We start from the raw sequence: 15,867 nt of genomic DNA, 5'->3' as shown, positions 1-15,867 counted from the left end.
GGGGCTCCCCAGCCCGCTCGTGCCCCTGTTCATGATCGCGCCCCTACACCCGGCCATCGAGGCGTGCAACGGGCGACGCGGGTCGCTATAGGCGGCGCGGACATTAGTAACAAAAGCGACTTTCAGGAGCGAGCGATGAAGATCGGCGTACCCAAGGAAATCAAGAACCACGAATATCGCGTCGGGCTGACCCCGCCCTCCGTCGCCGAACTGGTCCAGGCCGGTCACGAGGTGGTGGTCGAGACGAACGCCGGCGCCGGCATCGACTTCGACGATTCGGCGTACGAGGCGGTCGGCGCGACGATCCTGCCGGATGCCAAGTCGGTCTTCGCCGCGGCCGAGATGATCGTGAAGGTGAAGGAGCCGCAGGCGTCGGAGATCGCCATGCTCGAGTCGCGTCACCTGCTCTTCACCTACCTCCACCTCGCCGCGGACAAGCCGCAGGCGGAGGGGCTGATGAAGTCGGGTGCGACGTGCATCGCGTACGAGACGGTGACCGCGCACGGCGGTGGACTGCCGCTGCTGAAGCCGATGTCGGAGGTCGCGGGCCGCATGTCGGTGCAGGTCGGCGCGCATTACCTGGAGAAGTTCCAGGGCGGACGCGGCGTGCTGCTCGGCGGCGTACCGGGCGTGGCGCCGGCCAAGGTCGCGATCCTGGGCGGCGGCGTGTCGGGCATCAACGCGGCGCAGATGGCGGTCGGCATGCGCGCCGACGTGACGATCTACGACCTCAACATGGCGCGGCTAGCCGAACTCGACATGTTCTTCTCCAACCAGATCAAGACCGCCTACGCCTCCAAGGCGGCGATCGCGGCGGCGGTGAAGAACGCGCACCTCGTCATCGGCGCGGTGCTGGTGCCGGGCGCGGCGGCGCCCAAGCTGGTCACGCGCGAGATGCTGAAGACGATGAAGCGTGGCAGCGTGCTGGTCGACATCGCGATCGACCAGGGCGGTTGTTTCGAGACGAGCCACGCCACCACGCACGACGATCCGGTGTTCGAGGTGGAGGGCGTGATCCACTATTGCGTCGCCAACATGCCGGGCGCGGTGGCGCGCACCTCCGCCTTCGCGCTCAACAACGCGACGCTGCCGTTCGCGCTGAAGCTCGCCAACCAAGGAGCCGAGGCGGCGATGAAGGCCGATCCGCACCTCGCCGCCGGCCTCAACGTCTACAAGGGCAAGATCGCGTTCAAGGCGGTCGCCGACGATCTCGGCCTGCCCTACGAAGCGTGGAACGGCTGAGGGAACGGACGAGGAACAGGATGGTTGGTCGTCGCGAAGGAGAGTTCGCGATGACCGACAACCCCAAGGACCACCCGACCGGCAATGCCGAGAAGAACCCCGATGACTGGACCACCGGCGGCGAGGCGATGACCGGCGCGCAGGCGAGCTACCTCAAGACGCTGAGCGAGGAAGCCGGAGAGGAGTTCGACGACACGCTGTCCAAGGCGGACGCGTCGAAGAAGATCGACGAATTGCAGGGAAAGACCGGGCGGGGGCAGTAGCCGCCCGGTGTGCGGACCCGTGCTCCTGCCTAAGCGGGAGCATGGGATTTGATACTGGATGATCCCGGTTCTCAGACTTAGGATCGTCTCGTGTACTGTTCTACCGACGCGGCGTGTTGCCTGCCGCACCGTCCATCGCCCGGCGCAAGCGGGTGAGTAGATCGAGTCGTTGAACGATCGCGTCGCGGTAGGATGCACGTGGCGAGGTCAGGCTCAGCGACTGCTGCCAGGAACGCTCCGCCGCAGCGAAGTCGTTGGCTCGAACCTGTGCCAAGCCCAGGAAGAAGCGCGGCCCCGCGTCACGCGGGGCGAGGCGGATCGCCTGATCGAAGGCGAAGCGGGCGGGAGCGGACAGTTGACCGCGATCGTGGCGAACCAGCGCGTCGCCGAGCGCCGTCCACAAGGCGGCACTGCGCGGCGAGCCGCGGATAGCACCCAGGATCGCCTGCACCTCATGACGCGACGAGCCGCTGCGCGCCATCGCGTCGGCGGCGGTCAGATAGGCACCCTCGATGCCGTAGCGGCCGAACATCTTGGTGCGCAGGTCGATCACGGCCTCGTCCGGAGCCAGATCCCGCGTGTCGGCGGTGACGGCGCGGCCGGGAAGCGTCGGGCGACCCTGCCACGCATAACCGGCCGCACCCAGCATCAGCGCGGCGCCGACCATTGACCAGAGCAGCCGTGGCACGCGCAGGCGCACCAGCGCGGCGAAGACGATGGCGACGAGCGCCGCGAGCAGCAACCAGCCCATCAGGACCGCCTCCGGAAACTCGCGCGCGCGATCCACGCACCGACTGCCAGCAGGGCGAGCGGCGCCAGCCAGAGCGGCCAGGTGGCCGCGGACAGCGGCGGATCGTAGGTGATGTAGTCGCCGTAGCGGGCGATCAGCCAGTCGCGCACCTGCGCGGGCGTCTCTCCGGCGCGAATGCGGCCGCGGACGAGCGCGCGCATGTCGCCGGCCATGGTCGCGTCGCTGTCGGCGATCGACTGGCCCTGGCAGACCACGCAGCGCAGCGTCTCCATCAGCGTCCTGGCCGACGCCTCCTGCACGGGATCGGCGAGCTGGGTATCGGCGAGCTCGGCCGGCGCGGTCGTCTGCGCCATCAGGAGGAGAAGCGGAAGAAGTCGCTTCACTGCACGTCCCTCACCGCGGCGAGCACCTCGTCCACCTGATCGGCGCGGATGTCGCCCACCCATTGCCGGCGGACGATCCCCTGACCGTCAATCAGGAACGTTTCCGGCACGCCCGACGAGCCGAGCGATAGCTGCACGGCGCTCGACGGATCGTCACCGATCGCGGCATAGGGATCGCCGTTACGGCGGAGGAAGCCCGCGACGGCGGGGCCGGTATCGCGGATCGCCACCGCATCGATACGAACGCCCGCCTGCCGCAGACGCATCAGCTGCGGCGCCTCGGCGATGCACGGTACGCACCAGCTGGCAAAGATGTTGAGCAGGCGCGGCCCGTGCCCTTTCATCGCGTCGCTCGCGACGCCGGGCTTGGTGGAAACGATCGGGCGGAGGTTGAAGGCGGGCAACGGCTGGCCGATCATCGCCGAACGGACGGTGCGGTCCGCGGGCGCGTACAGCGCCACCGCGACGACGATCGCGACGAGCAGAAAGCCGGCGAGCGGCAGCCAGACAAGCGGGCGCTTCACGTCCATGCTTCCCGTCGTCGCGGGCGCAGGCGACCGACGAGCGACAACGCGCCGCCGAGCGCGACCAGCGTGCCACCCAGCCAGATCAGCGTCACGAACGGCTTCCACCACAACCGCAACTGCCAGCGCCCCTGCCCGTCCGCTGCACCGAGCACGGTGTAGAGCTGCCCGTCCAGCACGGTCGCGATTGCCGACTCGCTGGTGACGGTCGGCGGGTCGGCGAAGGTACGCGATTGCGGAAACAGCAGGCGGGTGCGGCCGTCACGCTCCGCGGTGAGGCGCGCCTGGAGACCGGACCAGTTGTCGCCGATCACCGGCGACAGGCCGGCGAAGCTCACTCGCCATGGGCCGACGCGCGTCGCCTCGCCGGCGCGCAGCGCGACGAGCCGCTCCGCCGTGAAGGCGCTGTCGCACGCCATGCCGGCGAGGCTGACCGCCAAGCCGAGATGCGCGACCACCATTCCCCAAGTGAACAGCGGCGTGCGGCGCAGGTCGCGTTTCCACAAGGGTGCGACGCTGGCGACGGCGAGGCCGACGGCGAGCGACAGGCCGAGCAGCGGCAGCACGCCGATCGGGGTGGCGAAGGCGACCAGCGCGGCGAAGGCGAAGACGGCGGCGGCGATCGGCCAGGTGAGCCGCTCGACCACCTCGCCCGCCTTGTCGCGTCGCCAGCGCAGCAGCGGCCCGGCCGCCATGACGACGACCAGCACCAGCGCGATCGGCCCGGCCGCCTTGTTGAAGAAAGGCGGCCCGACCGAGAGCTGGACGCCGAACGCGGCGGCGACGATCGGGTAGAGCGTGCCGATCAGGACGATGCCGAGGATCACCGACAGCAGCAGGTTGTTGGCGACCAGCCCGCCCTCGCGGCTGACCAGCTCGAACGTCGTTCCCTCGCGCACCGTGCCGACGCGCAAGGCGAACAGCGCCAGCGCCCCGCCGATATAGAGGAGCAGCAGCGCGAGGATGAAGGCGCCCCGCTCCGGATCGACGGCAAAGGCGTGGACGGAGGTGAGGATACCCGACCGGACCAGGAAGGTGCCGATCATCGACATGGAAAAGGCGACCACCGCCAGCATCACCGTCCAGGCGCGAAGACCGTCGCGGGTGGCGAGCACGGTGACCGAGTGAAGCAGCGCGGTGGCGGCGAGCCACGGCATCAGCGACGCGTTCTCCACCGGGTCCCAGAACCACCAGCCGCCCCAGCCGAGCTCGTAATAGGCCCAGTAGCTGCCGGCGGTGATACCGAGCGTCAGGAACACCCAAGCGCCGAGCACCCAGGGCCGCATCGCCCGCGCGAAAGCGCGTCCCACGTCGCGGGTGACGAGCGCGCCGACCGCGAAGGAGAAGGCGACCGACAGGCCGACATAGCCGGCGTAGAGCGTCGGCGGGTGAAAGGCGAGGCCGGGGTCCTGCAGGATCGGATTGAGCCCCTGCCCGTCCCGCGGCGCGGGGGAGAGCCGTTCGAACGGATTGGAAGAGAAGAGCAAAAAGGCGTAGAAGCCGAGCGCGATCAGCCCTTGCGCGCCGAGCGTCGCAGCCAGCGTACGCGGCTCCAGCTGCCGCTCGAACCGGGCCACGGCGGCGCCGGCGAGCCCCAGAATGGTCACCCACAGGAGCATCGAGCCCTCGTGATTGCCCCAGGCACCGGCCACCTTGTACAGCCACGGCTTGGCCGAGTGGCTGTTGGTCGCGACCAGCTTCACCGACATGTCCGACTGCTGGAACAGGACGATCAGCAGCAGCATGGCGACGACCGCCAGCGCGCCCTGCACGATCGCCACGGGGCGCACGGCGACGAGCAGCTCGTCCGCGTTCCGCTGCGCCCGCAGACCGATCGCGGCGAGCGCGAGCTGGAGCAGCGCCAGCGACGCGGCGAGCCACAGCGCGGCGAGGCCGGCCTCAGCGATCAAGCGTGCTGGTCTCGTGCATCGTGCCGTCCGCGGTCCGGGCCAGTTCGGGCGGCATGTATTTCTCGTCGTGCTTGGCGAGGAGATTGGAGGCGACGAAGCCGCCGTCGGCGCGGAAGCTACCCTCCGCCACGACGCCCGATCGCTCGCGGAACAGGTCGGGGACGATGCCGGCGAACACCACCGGCGTGGTCGCCTTTCCATCGGTCACGACGAAGCGGACCGTCACTCCGTCGGCGGCCCGCCGGACGGAGCCGGCCTCCACCATCCCGCCCAGCCGCACCGCACGGCCGAGCGGCAGGCCGTCGCGCTTCACGTCGGAAGGCGCGTAGAAGAAGGCAGCCTGATCCCGCAGCGCCGACAAGGCGAGGAGCGCGGCCGCGACCACTGCCCCCAGCGCGAGCAGCACCAGCGTCAGCCGTTGGTTCTTGGCGGTCATTTCTCCGCGCGCCTCATTGCCAGGTAGGAGGCGAGCGCGAGCGCGCCGCCACCGGCGAGCGTCACCGCGTAGGCGGCGATCACGAAGGGCCAGGGGTGCATCAGGCGCGCGCCATTCGACGCATCCGCGCCTCCGCCTTGGCGCGGGCCAACAGCGCGCGCATCCGCATCAGGACGACGGCGGCGAAGAACAGGGTGAAGCCGACGAGCATGATCGGCAGCGGCCAGAGGATGGCGGCATCGATGCTCGACCGGGTCAGGCCGATGCTCTGGCCCTGGTGCAACGTGTTCCACCACACCACCGAGTAGCGGATGATCGGCAGCAGCACAGTGCCGGCGATGCCGAAGATGGCGGGGATACGCCCGTCGCCGCCACGATCCGCGTCGGCGCGGGCGAGCGCCATATAGCCGCAATAGACGAAGAACAGAAGCAGCATCGACGTCAACCGCCCATCCCACTGCCACCACGTCCCCCAGGTCGGCCGCCCCCAGATCGATCCGGTGATGAGGCAGATCGCGGCGAAAGCGGCACCCACCGGCGCGACCGCACGCGCGGCGACGCTCGCCAGCGGATGCCGCCAGACGAGGAGCGCGATCGACGAGATGGCGATGCCGCTCCACCCGCCCATGCCCAGCCAGGCGGCGGGCACGTGGATGTAGAGGATGCGCACCGTGTCGCCCTGGAGATAATCGGGTGGGGTGAGCGTCAGCCCGGCGACGCTGCCGGCCGCGATCAGCGCGACACCCAGCCAGAACAGCACCGACGTCAGCGGCCGGGCGATCTTCAGGAAGCGGGCGGGATTGGCGAGGGCGTGGAGACTGGGCACGTTAGCCGGCTTCTAGAAGATCGCGTGGCGAACGTCACGCGGTACCTAAGCCCTCCCCCGCTCCGCGACGGAGAGGGACCGCCGCTCGCACAGTAGGGAGGAAGAGGCAATCACGAGCGACGCCGCCTGAGGCTGCCCCTCCACCACTCGGCTGCGCCGAGCGGTCCCCCTCCCCGCGGGGCAGGAAGGACCAGGTTAGGCGCGCCCGATCAGGCGGCGGGCGATCTGGTCGGCGACATCGGCGGCGGGCTGGCCAGTTCGGTCGCTCTCGTCCCACACCTCGACCAGGCGATCGGGGATCTTGGCGATGCGCGCCATCACCTCGGCCTCATCGCCGTGGCCGAGATATTCCAGGCCGACGTTGATGATGCCGCCCGCGTTGATGACGTAATCGGGGGCGTAGAGGATGCCACGCTCGTGCACGCGGGCGCCTTCGCCCTGCGTCGCCAGCTGGTTGTTGGCACCGCCGGCGATCACCTTGGCCTTGAGCGTGGCGATCGTCTCGGCCGTCAGGATCGCACCGAGCGCGTTGGGGCTGACGATGTCGACGTCCTGCGCCAGGATCTCGTCCGTCGAGACGGTACGCGCGCCGAGCTGCTCGGCCAGTGCCTGCGCCCGCGCCTCGTCCACGTCGGCGAGGGTCAGCACCGCGCCGTCCCTGGCGAGAAGCTTGGCAAGGCCGCCGCCCACCGAGCCGACGCCCTGGATGGCGACGCGCACGCCCTTCATGTCGTCGGCGCCGAGGCCGCGCTGCGCCGCTGCCTTGACGCCAAGATAGACGCCGTGCGCGGTGTAGGGACCGGGATCGCCGCCAGCGGCGCCGCTCTCCACCGGCAGGCCCGAGACGAACTTGGTCTCGCCGGCGATGATCTTCATCCGCTCCTCGGACATGCCGACGTCCTCGGCCGTCACGTAGCGACCGGCGAGCGACTCGACCGCGCGGCCGAACGCGCGGAGCTGCTCGGTCGTGATCGTGCTGCCCCGTGCGGGCGCCAGGACGACGCCCTTGCCGCCGCCCAGTTCCAGCCCCGCCATCGCGTTCTTGAAGCTCATGCCCCGCGACAAGCGCAGCGCGTCGGTGATCGCCGCGGAGGGGGTGGGGTAGTGCCAGAAGCGAGCACCGCCGGCCGCGGGGCCGAGCGCGGTGGAGTGGAGCGCGATCACCGCCTGCAACCCCGACGCGGGATCGGTGAAGAGGTGCACGCCCTCGTGATCGTCGAAATCAGGAAGGCCCCATCCGGCGGTCATATCGCTCTCGCTATGTCAATTCTGGGGCGACCGACGGGACTTGAACCCGCAACTTCCGGCATCACAAGCCGGCGCTCTAACCAATTGAACTACGGTCGCCGTGGAGGCCGCGCCCTAGCGTCGCAACGTCCCGCCCGTCAAGACCGTCAGAACCGTCCCTCGACGGAAAGCCCATAGCCGCCGGCGCCTTGCGTGAACCCCGACGCCACCAGCCGCTCGACGGCGGCCGGATCGGCGGGGCGGATCGACAGGTCGGCACGGTAGCGGCCCGCGCCGGTGATCCTGAGGCTGACCGCCTCCGTACCCGCGGCACTGGCGAGCGGCAGCAGCAGCGCGCCCGCGTCGCAGCGCGCCGTTCCCTCGATGGAGGGAGGCAGAGCAATGCCGGCGACGTCGCCCGCCAGCACCGCGCGCACCCGCCCCGCCGCCTCGATACAGGCATCGTCCTCGAACCGCGCGGTGACGTCGTCCAGGTCGAGCGCGACGACGGGCAGCGGCTGGAACGCGGCGCCCGCCGCCAGCCGTCCGGTAAAGCCGGCGATCCCCGCGGCGTGGCGCGACACGAAGGCGCGTCCCGACAGCGGCGGCGCCCCCTGCCCGCCCGGCCCCTCCAGCGACAGCGTCGCCCGACCGACCAGGAGCGGCAGCGGCGACAGGCGCGCGCCGACGTCGCCGAGCGAGAGATCGCCGAACCGCGCCTCCGACAGGGTGGCGCCCCAGACGCTGCCGGTCACCGAGCGGGCGACCAGCCCCTGCTCGCCCGCGCCCGTCCAGCCGAGCACCAGCCGCATCGGCAGGAATATGAGGAGGGCGACGACCAGCATGGCGCCGAACAGCGCCGCCGGGCCGGTGCGGAGCCGCAGCCGCCTCACGTCGCACGCGCCCGCAGCACCAGCCGCGCCGAAACGGTACGGTCGCCATTGTCGGTCAGCGTCGCCGCGTCGACGACCACGCCGGCGCGCTCGATCCGCGCGAGCCACTGGGTCATCGCCGCGCCGCGGGCGGAGGGGATCGCGACGCGGACGCCGCCGGCGTCGTCGGGATCGAGGCTGGCGAGCTGGAACCCGGCCTGCTCCGCCAGCGCACGTACCGCATCGGGCAGCGTGCCGGTAGGCGCGCGTCGGCCGCGCTGAGCCTCGATCGCCTCGATGCTGGCGCGGGTCTCGCCCAGCCGGACCACGGCGGCGGCGTGACGCTCCCGCGCGGTCGCCATGGCATCGCCGAACGGGCGGATCACCAGGCCCCAGATCGCCGTCACCACGGCCAGCGCGACCATGACCAGCAGCAGCCGCTGCTCGCGCCGGGACCGTGCCGCATACCAGCTGCGCAGCGCCGTCATCGCGGCGACACCGTCAGCTCGCCGGTCACCCGTCCGCCGCCGGTAGTGAAGGTGCTCGCCCGAGCGGCGAGGCCGGCGCGCTGAAAGGCGCGCAGCAGGTCGGTGGCGAGCGCCTCGCGCTCGGCCGACACCGTCACCCGCATCGCGCCGTCGGGCGTGAAGTCCATCGCGGTCACCTCCGTCCCCGGCACCGAGCGGACGGCGGCGTACACCGCCGCCGCGGTGGTGGTGAAGCCGAGCCCCGGCCCGCGTGTGCGGCCGAGGCGTTCCGCCAATTGCCGGTCGGGGTCGGTGATCGTCTCGCCGCGCGGCAAGCCGGTGGCGGCGAGCGCGTCGGCCCGCTGCTCGGTCGCGTCGGCGGCGAAGGAGTATTTGGCGAGGCGGACGAGCGAGATGGCGAGCGTCACCGCCAGGATCGCGAGCGCCAGCACCGCGAGCCGCCGGACCAACGGCCAGTCGATCGCGAACCCGCGTCGCCGCGCGAACGGCCCCTGCCGCAGGTCCAGCGCCGGGCCGGCGGCCGCGGCGACCAGCGCCGCGTCGAGCGCGCCGCGGTTGAGCGGCACCGGCGGACTATCGGCGGTGACCAGCTCGGTCAGCCGCGCCTCGTCCGCGAAACCGCTGGTCCGCCCGCGCACCACGCCGCGCCCGGCGATCTCCGCGCGGACATAGCCTTGCTCGGGGCGCGGCAGCAGCATCGGCGCGGGCACCACCGCGACCGGATCAACCCCTGCCCGCGCGAGCATGGCGAGCCACCCGGCCATCGCCCCTGCGCCGACGACGCCGATCGGCCGCTCCGTCGCGCCCTCCTCCTGCGCGCCCACGGCGACGTGGAGCTCGCCGACCGGCGCGGCGCTCGCCTCGGCGGCGAGCAGCCGGGCGGCGGCGGTCGCCTGCGCGGGCGAGCGGGCGGGCAGTTCGGCCCAGTGCAGCGCCACCGCCTCGGCCGGCACGACCGCGACCACGGGATCGTCGCCGGCCGGCACGCCGGCGCCACGCGCCAGCAGCCCGCCCTCGCCGAAGCGCATCCAGCGGAAGTCGGCGTCGTCGGCACCGTCGGGAAGGAACAGCAAGGTGGTCACGTGTCCTCCCCCCATTGCCGCGAGACGAGACGAACGGGAAGCCTTGTCGCGTCGATCAGCGCACGTTCTTCCAATTGCGCCCCGGGCGTGGTCACGTCGATCGCCAGCCGGAACCAGCCGGACGTGACGGCGAGCTGGGCCGACGACGGCGGTGCGGCGACGCCGGCCCACACCGTGCCGGCATCGCCCCAGCCCTGCGGCGGACGCTTGGCGAGCTGCCGCCGGGCCACGTCGACCGACACCGTCTGGCTCATCATCGCGAGCAGCGGCGCCTGTTCGGGCAGCAGCGTGTTGACGTTGATCGGCGACGGGGCGGCGACCGGCAGCGTGCAGATCCAGGGCCTCAACTGCGCGAAGACCTCCGGCGTCACGCCGGCGACGGCGCGCAGCTCGCTGACGTCCGCCATCAGCGTGCCGGCGGTGCGATACCCCGTTCCCTGGCCGGTGTAGCGCGAGTCCTCGGCGCCGCCGACCTGCTGCTCGTCGTCGCTGTCGATCCAGTCGGCCGCCGCGCCCGCCACCTGCTCGGCGATCAAGGCCGGCACGCCGACCAGCCGCATCAACCGTGCGAACTGCACCCGCTGGGCCGGTTCGGCGGTGTAGACGCCCGGCGCCACCTCGGTGACCAGCCCGTTGAGGTTGAAGCAATTGCCGCCGTCGGTCACCCGCGCGGTGGCGACGCCGCCATCGGTCAGCGGCAGGCCGAACGGCCGCCCGCTCCACCCGCCCGCCAGCGTCACCCGGTTCGGCGCGCGGGCGAGAAGGTCGCCGATGCGGATCTGCGCCAGCGCCTCCGCCGCGACCGCCCAGGCCCGCGCCTGCTCGCCCGCGGCGGCGTTGGCGCTCATCCGCGTGGACAGGCGCAGCTTCTCCAGCATCGCGCCCGCCATCACCGCGATCACCGCGACCAGCAGCAGCACGGTGAGCAGCGCGGCGCCGCGCTCGCCGTCAGCGGGGCGCATCGCTCGCCCCCACGGACGACCCCGCCGTCGGCGTGGGCGACGGCGTCGCGGCGGGCATCGGCGCATAGCCGGTGCCGACCAGGAACATCGCCCGGTACCGCGTGCCGTCGGTCCGCGCCATCGTCAGCTCCATCGCCTCCGGCACTGGCAGGCCGTCGCCGCCGTCCCATCGGTCGCTCCACACGCCGGCATAGCGGAACCGCAGCCGCATCTCGGCGACGCGGGTCAGCATCGGCGTCGCGCCGAGCGGCGCGGCGCCATCGAGCTGGGGATAGGCGATCCGCTGCAGCGTGGTGCCGTCGAGCCGCCACACGACCTTCTGCTCGCTGGCGCGGGGGGCAGCGTCGATATTGGTCCAGCCGCCCCGCACCAGCGCAACTTGCGTCCCTTCGCCGACGAAGGCGGGGCGCAGCGTGCCGCCCTCGTCACGGGTCGGCCGGGTCGTCGCCTGGGCGAGATCCGCGGACAGGACCGTCAGCGTCCGCGTGAAGGCGGACGCGTCGTCGAGCCGCGTGGCGCTCGCCGCCTGCGCCCGGATGCTGAACGACAGGATCGCGACGCCCGCGGCCGCGATCATGCCGAAGATCATCAGCGCGACCATGACCTCGACCAGCGTGAAACCGCCCTCACCGGGATGTCTTGCCGAGGTCGCGCCGACGCGCCGGTCGATGGGCCGCGCGGTCACGCCACGAACGCCCGCGTGACGGCCGTGCTGGGCGGTCGCACCATCGTCAGGCGTCCGACCACCTGCCCCGCCCGGTTGGCGACCGCGACGTCGATCCGCACCACGCGCGGGTCGCCGGTCGCCGACACCTGGCGCGTCCACCGCCACGTCCGCCCGCCATTGACCTCGCTACCGTCCCCTCGGCCGAGCGGCGGCGGGGCGCCGTCGGTCATCGCGTCGAGCGCGACGTTGCGCGCGACGAGCTGCGCCACCATCGCCTCGTCGATCATGCCCGCACCGCGCACCGCCGCACCCTCCAGCCGGACCAGCGCGAGGATGGCGAGGCCGAACACGGCCATCGCGACCATGACCTCGATCAGCGTGAAGCCGTTACTGCGCATCGGCGCGTACCTCGCCGTCCGCCCCGACCCGCACCAGCGCGCGAGCGTCGTCGCGCACCAGCGTCACGTCGACCCCGCGATCGGCAGCGCCGGTCGGGTCGAAAGTCACGCGGACGCGGCCGAACGGGTCGGGCAGCGTCGCCCGCGTGCCCTCGTTCCAGCGCTCGACGCGCAGCGGCTTGTCGGCGACCGGGCTCCAGTGCCCCGCGATCCGCCGGTCGAAGCCGTAGCCGCCGCTGGTCACCCAAAAACTGACGGGCCGCGCCTCGACGATCGCCGCGTCACGGGCGGCTCGCGCGCGGGCGGCGAAGCGCAGTCCCTCGTCGAGCACGCGTCCGCGTGGGTCGGGGATCGCCAGCACCGCCACGGCGGAGGCGAGGCCGATGATCGTCACCACGACCATCAGCTCGATCAGCGTGAAGCCGCCCTGCCGTGCCTTGTCCGCACGACGGGGCGCTTCGGCACCGGCCGGAACCCAGCCGGACCTATTGCCAGCTGCCGATATCGGCATTGATCCCCTCGCCGCCCTCGGCCCCATCGGCGCCGAGCGTCCACACATCGGCTTCGCCGTGCTGGCCGGGCGATGCATATTGATAGGGCCGACCCCACGGGTCCTCCGGCAGCCGCTTGACATAGCCGCCGCGCTGGTAGCGCGATGCGTCGACACCCGCGGGCGCGCTGGTCAGGGCGGCCAGGCCCTGCGCGGTGGTCGGATAGGTGCTCATCTGCAGGCGATAGAGTTCCAGCCCGTTCTCGATCGTGGCGATGTCCGCCTTCGCCTTCTGAATGCGCGCGGTGTCGCCCGACGGCAGCACGTTGAGCGCGACGATGGTGGCGAGCAGGCCGATGATGACGATCACGACCATCAGCTCGACCAGCGTGAAGCCGTTGCGCTTAGGACGCTTCTTCTGTTGGGTACGCATCTTACCTCTTCATTGCCCCGCCAGCGTGTTGAGCTGCAGGATCGGCAGCAGGATGGATAGCACGATCGTCGCGACGATGCCGCCCATCACGACGATGATCGCGGGTTCGAGCAGCGACAGGGCGGTGGCGGTGAAGCGGTCGAACTCGCGCTCCAGGTAATCGGCGGCGCGTTCCAGCATCTCATCGAGCCGTCCGGCCGCTTCACCGGAGGCGGCGAGATAGGTGAGGAGCGGCGGGAACACGCCGGCACGGCGCATCGCCGACGACAGGCTCCCGCCGCCGCGGATCGCGTCGACGATCTCGTCGGAGGCGAGGCGGAGACGGCGGTTGTGGATGGTGCCGGCGGTGAGGACGAGGCCGTCGAGCAGCGGCAGGCGGCTCGCCACCATGGTGCCGAGCGTGCGCGCCATGCGGGCGGCGTGAAGATCGCGGAGGAGGCGGCCGAGAAGGGGTATACGGAGCAGCCGGGTGTCGAAGCTCAGGCGGATCGACGGTTCCTTGAGCGCGCGCCAGGCGGCGACGATCATCAACATCGCGGATAGCAGCATCACCCACCACCAGCCGACGAGGAGGTCGGAGACCCAGATGACGGCGCGGGTAAGGAGAGGAAGCTCCTGCCCGACCGTGTCGAACTGCTCGACGACCTGGGGCACGACGAACAACATCAGCGCGGTGACCACGCCCATGGCGACAAGGGCGAGGATGGTGGGATAAGCGAGCGCGGTCAGCAGCTTGCCACGGATTTCTGCCTGACGTTCGAGTAGTACGGCGAGCCGGTCGAGAATGGTCGGCAGGGTGCCGGAACTCTCGCCGGCGGCGACCATGGCGCGGTAGAGCGGCGGGAAGCTGCGCGGTTCGCGCGCCATCGCGTCGGCGAGGCGGCGGCCCTCGACGACGCCGGCATGGACGCGCGCGACGATCGCCTGGACGGATTCCTGCTCGGTCTGGCGGGTGATGGTGCGCAAGGACTCCTCCAGCGGCGAGACGCGGCCGAGGGTGGCGAGCTGGCGGGTGAAGAGGGTCAGCTGCTTGCCCGACATCTTCGGCGTGCCGAGCTTCAGACCGAACAGCGGGCGCGAGCGGGCGACGGGCGGCGCGCCGGGATCGAGGCGGACGACGTAGAGGCGGCGGCGGTCGAGCGCGACGCGGGCGGACTCGATGTCGGCGGCGGCGACGTGGCCGCGCTGCTCCGCGCCGCGGGTGTCGATGGCGACGTAGTCAAAGTCAGCCATGCGTGGCTCCCCTCCCCGCAAGGAATAGATCGGGGGTGGGTGCGAGGCACAGCCGAGCGTCCACGCTCGCCGCGAGCGTCGGAGCCGGTACGAGAGCACCGACACCTGCCCCCAACCTCTCCTTGAGAGGAAAGGGAGCGGATTGGGGCTTACGCATCGACCGGCACCACCGGCTCGGTCGCGTCGCGGCGGGAGACGCGGACGGCTTCCTCGGGGGTGGTGACGCCGGACAGGACCAGGTCGCGAGCGGCGGTGGCGAGGGTGGGTGCGCGGGCGAAGGCGTGGGTGGCGATCGCCTGCTCGTCGCCGCCGTCGTTGATGAGGCGGCGGACGGTGTCGTCGACGCGCACCGCCTCGTAGACGCCGGTGCGGCCTTTGTAGCCGGTGTGGCCGCACGTGTCGCAACCGACGGCGGCGTAGACGATCGCCGTCGGTTCGACGCCGAGCAAGGGCGCAACGGTTTCGCGCGCCTCGACGGGGCGGCGGCAGGCGGGGCAGAGCCGCCGCACCAGCCGCTGGGCGATCACCGCCCGGAGCGTCGAGGCGATCAGGAACGGCTCCACCTTCATGTCGCGCAACCGGGTGATCGCGCCCACCGCGTCGTTGGTGTGAACGGTGGAGAGGACGAGATGGCCGGTGAGCGACGCCTGCACCGCGATCTCGGCGGTCTCGCGGTCGCGAATTTCGCCAACCATCACCACGTCGGGGTCCTGGCGCAGGATCGCGCGCAGGCCCGCGGCGAAGGTCAGGCCGACCTTGGCGTTGACCTGCGTCTGACCGACGCCCTCCACGGCGTACTCGACCGGGTCCTCGACGGTCAGGATGTTGCGGGTGCCGTCGTTGAGGAGGCGGAGCGCCGCGTAGAGACTGGTGGTCTTGCCCGAGCCGGTCGGGCCGGTGACGAGGACGATGCCGTTGGGCTCGGCCAGCGTTTCCTGCACCAGCGCGTACATCGACGGGGTGAGGCCGAGCGCCTCCAGGTCGATGCCGGCATTGTCCTTGTCGAGGATGCGCAGCACGACCCGCTCGCCCGCGCGACTGGGCAGCGTCGAGACGCGCACGTCGAGCAGCTTGCCGCCCAGCGTCAGGCCCATGCGCCCGTCCTGCGGCACGCGCCGCTCGGCAATGTCGAGGCGGGCCATGACCTTGATGCGGCTGACGACGACGGGGGCGACGTGGGGCGGCATCCTGAGCGTCTCGCGCAGCACGCCGTCGATACGCATGCGGACGACGAGGCCGGTCTCGTACGGCTCGATATGGATGTCCGACACGCCGTTCCTCGCCGCATCGGCGATGATGCCGTTGATGAGGCGGATGGCGGGCGCGTCGTCGGCGGTGTCGAGCAGGTCCTCGGCGGTGGGCAGGCCGTCGGCGAGCAGGTCGAGTTCGTCGCCCATGCCGACCGCGGCGAGCGCGTTGGCCTGGCCGTCCATGGCATAGGCGTCCGACAGGAGGCGGTCGAAGGCGGGCGGCTCGACGATGGCGACGTCGAACGGTCGCGCGAGATGGCGGCGGACCTCGATCAATGCCTTTGGGTCGGCGCCTTCGCGCAAACCGATGGTGAGATGGCCGTCGACATCGGTGTGCTGGACGACGACGCCGAAGCGGCGGGCGAAGAGATAGGGGATGGTGAGTTGGGGGAGCTGTGAGCCTTCATCCATTGCTGTTCCCCGGCGGAGG

19 protein-coding genes and 1 tRNA gene are annotated in these 15,867 nt (G+C 71.4%); 2 read left to right on the top strand and 18 right to left on the bottom strand.

Translation table 11 applies throughout. The annotated features are described in order from the left end of the window. Positions 1-135: 135 nt before the first annotated feature. Together ald and BM145_RS09180 are read left to right on the top strand one after the other, a co-directional pair. Positions 136-1,242 carry an alanine dehydrogenase gene (ald, locus tag BM145_RS09185; protein WP_093333356.1) on the top strand — a complete coding sequence of 369 codons (1,107 nt, stop codon included), beginning with the start codon at positions 136-138 and terminating at the stop codon, positions 1,240-1,242. Positions 1,243-1,292: 50 nt separating this feature from the next. After that, positions 1,293-1,505 (top strand): DUF3072 domain-containing protein, encoded by a 213-nt coding sequence (locus BM145_RS09180; protein WP_093333355.1) that lies wholly within the window; start codon positions 1,293-1,295, stop codon positions 1,503-1,505. A gap of 100 nt (positions 1,506-1,605) precedes the next feature. Here the strand turns inward: BM145_RS09180 and BM145_RS09175 are convergent, their stop codons facing one another. The 18 genes from BM145_RS09175 to gspE form a co-directional block, all read right to left on the bottom strand. Continuing rightward, the gene (locus BM145_RS09175; protein WP_093333354.1) at positions 1,606-2,256 is read right to left on the bottom strand and encodes a tetratricopeptide repeat protein; all 651 of its coding nucleotides are present in this window, start codon (positions 2,254-2,256) and stop codon (positions 1,606-1,608) included. Beyond that, positions 2,256-2,609: a cytochrome c-type biogenesis protein gene (locus BM145_RS09170; RefSeq protein ID WP_093333353.1), complete on the bottom strand. Its 354-nt coding sequence runs from the start codon at positions 2,607-2,609 to the stop codon at positions 2,256-2,258. Before BM145_RS09170 ends, BM145_RS09175 begins: the two co-directional genes overlap by 1 nt. Positions 2,610-2,635: 26 nt before the next feature. After that, entirely contained in the window at positions 2,636-3,163 is a 528-nt protein-coding gene (locus BM145_RS09165) for a redoxin family protein (RefSeq protein ID WP_093333418.1), read from the bottom strand. Then, on the bottom strand, positions 3,160-5,073 hold the full coding sequence (locus tag BM145_RS09160) for a heme lyase CcmF/NrfE family subunit (RefSeq protein WP_093333352.1): 1,914 nt from the start codon (positions 5,071-5,073) through the stop codon (positions 3,160-3,162). Before BM145_RS09160 ends, BM145_RS09165 begins: the two co-directional genes overlap by 4 nt. Continuing rightward, complete coding sequence (ccmE, locus tag BM145_RS09155; protein ID WP_093333351.1) at positions 5,063-5,509, bottom strand: cytochrome c maturation protein CcmE; 447 nt, start codon at positions 5,507-5,509, stop codon at positions 5,063-5,065. Before ccmE ends, BM145_RS09160 begins: the two co-directional genes overlap by 11 nt. A 100-nt stretch (positions 5,510-5,609) precedes the next feature. Then, on the bottom strand, positions 5,610-6,335 hold the full coding sequence (gene ccmC, locus BM145_RS09150) for a heme ABC transporter permease CcmC (protein ID WP_093333350.1): 726 nt from the start codon (positions 6,333-6,335) through the stop codon (positions 5,610-5,612). A gap of 195 nt (positions 6,336-6,530) precedes the next feature. Further along, positions 6,531-7,583: a Leu/Phe/Val dehydrogenase gene (locus BM145_RS09145; RefSeq protein ID WP_093333349.1), complete on the bottom strand. Its 1,053-nt coding sequence runs from the start codon at positions 7,581-7,583 to the stop codon at positions 6,531-6,533. A gap of 22 nt (positions 7,584-7,605) precedes the next feature. Then, positions 7,606-7,682, bottom strand: a tRNA-His gene (locus BM145_RS09140). A 47-nt stretch (positions 7,683-7,729) separates the two neighbouring features. Next, positions 7,730-8,455, bottom strand: a complete 726-nt coding sequence (gene gspN / locus BM145_RS09135) for a type II secretion system protein N (protein WP_093333348.1) — start codon at positions 8,453-8,455, stop codon at positions 7,730-7,732. After that, positions 8,452-8,922 (bottom strand): type II secretion system protein GspM, encoded by a 471-nt coding sequence (gspM, locus tag BM145_RS09130; protein WP_093333347.1) that lies wholly within the window; start codon positions 8,920-8,922, stop codon positions 8,452-8,454. The genes gspN and gspM overlap by 4 nt, the downstream gene beginning before the upstream one ends. Then, a complete protein-coding gene (gene gspL, locus BM145_RS09125) occupies positions 8,919-10,004 on the bottom strand; it encodes a type II secretion system protein GspL (RefSeq protein WP_093333346.1) in 1,086 nt (361 codons plus the stop codon). Before gspL ends, gspM begins: the two co-directional genes overlap by 4 nt. Further along, entirely contained in the window at positions 10,001-10,966 is a 966-nt protein-coding gene (gene gspK, locus BM145_RS09120) for a type II secretion system minor pseudopilin GspK (protein WP_093333345.1), read from the bottom strand. Before gspK ends, gspL begins: the two co-directional genes overlap by 4 nt. Then, positions 10,953-11,651 (bottom strand): type II secretion system minor pseudopilin GspJ, encoded by a 699-nt coding sequence (gspJ, locus tag BM145_RS09115; protein ID WP_093333344.1) that lies wholly within the window; start codon positions 11,649-11,651, stop codon positions 10,953-10,955. The genes gspK and gspJ overlap by 14 nt, the downstream gene beginning before the upstream one ends. Then, a complete protein-coding gene (gene gspI / locus BM145_RS09110; RefSeq protein ID WP_093333343.1) occupies positions 11,648-12,031 on the bottom strand; it encodes a type II secretion system minor pseudopilin GspI in 384 nt (127 codons plus the stop codon). Before gspI ends, gspJ begins: the two co-directional genes overlap by 4 nt. Then, a complete protein-coding gene (locus BM145_RS09105) occupies positions 12,021-12,542 on the bottom strand; it encodes a GspH/FimT family pseudopilin (RefSeq protein WP_093333342.1) in 522 nt (173 codons plus the stop codon). The genes gspI and BM145_RS09105 overlap by 11 nt, the downstream gene beginning before the upstream one ends. Then, positions 12,517-12,954, bottom strand: a complete 438-nt coding sequence (gspG, locus tag BM145_RS09100; protein ID WP_093333341.1) for a type II secretion system major pseudopilin GspG — start codon at positions 12,952-12,954, stop codon at positions 12,517-12,519. The genes BM145_RS09105 and gspG overlap by 26 nt, the downstream gene beginning before the upstream one ends. 9 nt (positions 12,955-12,963) lie before the next feature. After that, positions 12,964-14,187, bottom strand: coding sequence for a type II secretion system inner membrane protein GspF (gspF, locus tag BM145_RS09095; protein WP_093333340.1), 1,224 nt, complete (start codon positions 14,185-14,187; stop codon positions 12,964-12,966). A gap of 149 nt (positions 14,188-14,336) precedes the next feature. Further along, positions 14,337-15,848 (bottom strand): type II secretion system ATPase GspE, encoded by a 1,512-nt coding sequence (gene gspE, locus BM145_RS09090; protein WP_093333339.1) that lies wholly within the window; start codon positions 15,846-15,848, stop codon positions 14,337-14,339. Positions 15,849-15,867 lie beyond the last annotated feature (19 nt).

It is taken from the genome of Sphingomonas rubra, assembly GCF_900115745.1.
Taxonomy (GTDB): domain Bacteria; phylum Pseudomonadota; class Alphaproteobacteria; order Sphingomonadales; family Sphingomonadaceae; genus Sphingomonas; species Sphingomonas rubra.
Note: the sequence above shows the minus strand (reverse complement) of the source record. Positions and strands in the feature narration are given on the sequence as shown.

Coding starts and splice junctions, on each gene's coding strand:
- gspG (WP_093333341.1), bottom strand. CDS start 12,954: ATGCGTACCCAACAGAAGAAGCGTCCTAAGCGCAACGGCTTCACGCTG.
- BM145_RS09145 (WP_093333349.1), bottom strand. CDS start 7,583: ATGACCGCCGGATGGGGCCTTCCTGATTTCGACGATCACGAGGGCGTG.
- gspF (WP_093333340.1), bottom strand. CDS start 14,187: ATGGCTGACTTTGACTACGTCGCCATCGACACCCGCGGCGCGGAGCAG.
- ccmE (WP_093333351.1), bottom strand. CDS start 5,509: ATGACCGCCAAGAACCAACGGCTGACGCTGGTGCTGCTCGCGCTGGGG.
- BM145_RS09105 (WP_093333342.1), bottom strand. CDS start 12,542: ATGCCGATATCGGCAGCTGGCAATAGGTCCGGCTGGGTTCCGGCCGGT.
- gspM (WP_093333347.1), bottom strand. CDS start 8,922: ATGACGGCGCTGCGCAGCTGGTATGCGGCACGGTCCCGGCGCGAGCAG.
- gspE (WP_093333339.1), bottom strand. CDS start 15,848: ATGGATGAAGGCTCACAGCTCCCCCAACTCACCATCCCCTATCTCTTC.
- BM145_RS09180 (WP_093333355.1), top strand. CDS start 1,293: ATGACCGACAACCCCAAGGACCACCCGACCGGCAATGCCGAGAAGAAC.
- gspI (WP_093333343.1), bottom strand. CDS start 12,031: ATGCGCAGTAACGGCTTCACGCTGATCGAGGTCATGGTCGCGATGGCC.
- BM145_RS09170 (WP_093333353.1), bottom strand. CDS start 2,609: ATGGCGCAGACGACCGCGCCGGCCGAGCTCGCCGATACCCAGCTCGCC.
- ald (WP_093333356.1), top strand. CDS start 136: ATGAAGATCGGCGTACCCAAGGAAATCAAGAACCACGAATATCGCGTC.
- gspK (WP_093333345.1), bottom strand. CDS start 10,966: ATGCGCCCCGCTGACGGCGAGCGCGGCGCCGCGCTGCTCACCGTGCTG.
- BM145_RS09175 (WP_093333354.1), bottom strand. CDS start 2,256: ATGGGCTGGTTGCTGCTCGCGGCGCTCGTCGCCATCGTCTTCGCCGCG.